This is a genomic window from uncultured Kocuria sp., from assembly GCF_947500125.1.
Lineage (GTDB): Bacteria > Actinomycetota > Actinomycetes > Actinomycetales > Micrococcaceae > Kocuria.
In genome coordinates this window covers 1-3175 of record NZ_CANMRA010000069.1, presented here as the reverse complement: position 1 = coordinate 3175, position 3175 = coordinate 1, and the positions used below count along the sequence as shown (strand labels likewise).

Below are 3175 nucleotides of genomic sequence, written 5' to 3'. Positions count from 1 at the left end.
AACCGGTAGGCACGGATGTTGATGAGGCGGGAGTTGGCGACGTCGTCAGCGTTCTCGGGGCTTCTGGCGTGCGGCGATGTAGCGGGCGTAGGTGCTGGCCGCATTGGTCGCGTGACGTTCGATGGTGCTCGGGTGGTAGCCGAGGATCTCGGCGAGGACCGGGATGGGGCTGAGCTTGGTGAGCTCCTCGAGGGTGCCCAGGCGGGCGGCCCGGGGCGCGCACACGGTCTTCAGTCGTCGCCGCAGGTGGCTTGCGTCGATGTGCTGGCCAGGGGAGTGACCCCTGAAGATCCACGGGCTGTGGGGGTGCGCGGCGGTCCGGTCCTGGCCGGGATCGGTGACCAGCTGGCGTAGCGGTTCGTCCAGCGGTGACGGAAGTTCGACGGGGTGGGCTCCGATGGTGATGGTGACCCGGTCGTCATCGACGGTGACCTGGTCCCAGGTCAGGCGGACGACGTCTTCGACCTGTTGGGCCAGCACCAGGACGAGGATGGCGGCGAGGCGGTCTCTGGGGGTGAGCTTTTCGCGGTCGACGACCCGTGCCAGGGCGCGGGCCTGCTCGGGGTGTGAGAGGCGCACTGCGGTGCCGCGCCGGTGGGGTTGCATGCGCAGGCGTGAGTCCACCAGACGAGCGTTGATCGCCCAGCCCAGGAAGCGGTCGGCCAGTTCTCGGGTGACGGGCCCTCCGGCTTGCCAGGCGTCGAGCTCGGCCTGAGTGAGCTCGCTGAGGGTGGTGTCCCGGCTGGTGAGCCAGGTCAGGAAGTCGATGGCCACGGTGGTGGTCTGTTTGGCGGTGAGGAAGGCCCCGTGGGTGGTCTTCCCGTCGGTGGTGGTCATCCGCCGGGCCAGGTGCCAGCGGATGAAGCGTCGTAGGGCCTCGCGGTGTTCCCCGGCGGGCAGGCGCTGGATGGCGTCCTGGCTCCAGGTAGTGAACCGGGCCAGCTGCTCGTCCCGGGCCGGCAGCCCACCGTGGGTCACCAGCAGGGCCCGCACGTAGTCGCGGGTCCGGCTGGGTGGCAGCGCGTCGAGGGTCTCGTGGCTGATGATCGCAGTGGTGGCCAGGTCGGTGAGGAACGCGGTGACGTGGGGTTGGTTGAGCCAGGTCAACCCGCTGTTGGGGCGGGTCATCGCTTTCAGCGCGGTGGCCACCGGGGCCAGGGCCGGGTGCATCTGCTGGGTGTGCGGGTTGGTGAGCAGCCGGTCGACGGCGGCGGCCAGCACGCAGGACCAGCACTGGCCGCCGGAGTGCAGTTCCGCCTCGGCCCTGCAGGTGCGGCAGTCCAGGTTCAGCCTGATCCCGGCGCAGTCCCGGCAGGCGGGGCGCCCGTCGAGCCGGCCGGGCAGGATACCCGTGTGGCCGCAGGCGCAGGTGCCGGTGGTGCGCTTGGCGGCCTGGTAGCAGTACCGGCACACGGGCCCGTCGGGCCAGGTGGCGGCGATCTCGTAGTGGCCCCGGCAGCGGGTGCACGGGATCGGCCAGGTCTCCGGGTCGCTGGGTGGGCGGGGCCTACTCACGAGGACTCGTCGGTCTCCTCGGGCACCAGATGGATCCGGCGGGCCATCGGTTGCCCCGGGGTGAGGCCGATGTCCTGCGGGCGGGTCGGGGCGTTGGCGGTGGCCGCGGCACGCAGCTCGAGGTAGGGCTCGAAGAGGTCGTTGGGGGAGCAGTCCAGGATGTCGCACAGTGCCGCCAGGGTGTGCGCTGGGATGCGTTCGGGAGTGCCGGTCACCAGCCGGTAGACCTGGCTCTCCGACAGGGTGATCCCGCGGGCGCGCAACAGCGGCAGCAGCTCGGTGCTCTTCCACAGATTGCGTCCGGCCATCACGGTGCGCAGGTGCCAGCGGTAGCCGATGCGGCGCTGCTCAGGCATCAGGAACCTCCTCGAGCCCGGTGGCCAGGCGGGCGGCGATCATCTGCTGGATGGTCCTCTGCTTGAAGTCCGAGGAGACCGAGGTGTACAGCCCCGTGGTCGAGGCGTGGGCGTGGCCGACCTGGGTCTGCACGAACGCCGGGTCGTAGCCGGCCTCGATCAGGTGCGTGACGTAGGAGTGGCGCAGGCAGTGCAGGCCCAGTTCCGGGGGCAGCCCGACCTCCTCGCGCAGCTGCGCGAAGGCGTCCCCGAGGCTGCCCAGGCGCAGCCGGCCGCCGCGTTCACTGGGCCACAGCGCGCCGGATGTGTCAGCTGTCGGGAACCGGGCCCGCCCGTCGGGGCTGGTCCAGAACCGCAGCAGGCCCACCACCCAGTCGAACTCCGGGACGGTGAGCACGGTGCGCCGGCGCGGGCCTGATCCGGTGGTGCCCTTTGCCCAGCGCACCTGCACCGCACCGAAGCCCCCGTAGGCGGGCACGTGCGGGTTGGGCCCGAAGTCGCCCACCTCGAGCATTGTCAGCTCCCGGCGCCGCAGCCCGTAGGCGTAGCAGGTCTTGAAGGCGATCGAGTCCCGCAGGGCTGGCAACCAGCGTTTGCTCCCGGCGGCGTGCTCGCGGTCGATGTGGTCGTCGAGATGGTCGAAGAGCCGTTGCAGCTCGGCTCGGGTGAACGCCCGGCGCCCCGGTGTGACGGCGTCGTCGGCCGTGTGCCGGGGCGTGTTCCACTCGAAGACCACCTGGGCGGGCACGTCCCCGAACGCCTGCTGGCAGAAGGGCGCCCATCCGTAGACCGGGGTCGTGAGGTAGGTGCAGAACGCCGCGACCGCGCTGGAGTCCGCGCGCAGGGTCGTGAGACTGATTGGCCTGGGACCGGAGCGTCGCTGCGCCTGGAAGTCCTCCAGATCACCCGGAACCCATTGCCAGGGGAACGTAGCGGTGAAGCGCTGAAACCGGGCCACGACACCGCACCGGGCCTTGATCGTCGCCGGGGTCAGCCCGCGGGCCAGCATCTGTGCCCGCCACCCGTCGAGCATTGCCTCGAACACCCGCTCGTCGGCGCGGAACAGTCCAACGTCGGCGTCGGTCAGGACGGCAGGTACGTGGCCCGGTACAGCGTCCATCCGAATCCCATTTCACCGTGGAATCGTGCATCTGATGCAGGAAATCTACGCTCACCAGCACCGCGGCAACACCCCGGTGAGACATCCGACGTCCGGCACCGTCCCATCGCCCGCGGGATGCCGCGGAACCGGGGCGAAATCGGCCGAACGGGAGTTGCACCAGATGCAAGAACTCCCGTGAGTT

At 70.4% G+C, this 3175-nt stretch carries 3 protein-coding genes; all 3 read right to left on the bottom strand.

The annotated features are described in order from the left end of the window. Window positions 1-45: 45 nt before the first annotated feature. The 3 genes from Q0817_RS19805 to Q0817_RS19795 are packed head-to-tail and all read right to left on the bottom strand — an operon-like array spanning window position 46 to window position 2991. Complete coding sequence (locus Q0817_RS19805; protein ID WP_298592149.1) at window positions 46-1515, bottom strand: tyrosine-type recombinase/integrase; 1470 nt, start codon at window positions 1513-1515, stop codon at window positions 46-48. Beyond that, entirely contained in the window at window positions 1512-1871 is a 360-nt protein-coding gene (locus tag Q0817_RS19800) for a helix-turn-helix transcriptional regulator (RefSeq protein WP_272027956.1), read from the bottom strand. The genes Q0817_RS19805 and Q0817_RS19800 overlap by 4 nt, the downstream gene beginning before the upstream one ends. Next, a complete protein-coding gene (locus Q0817_RS19795; RefSeq protein ID WP_298592140.1) occupies window positions 1864-2991 on the bottom strand; it encodes a site-specific integrase in 1128 nt (375 codons plus the stop codon). Before Q0817_RS19795 ends, Q0817_RS19800 begins: the two co-directional genes overlap by 8 nt. Window positions 2992-3175 lie beyond the last annotated feature (184 nt).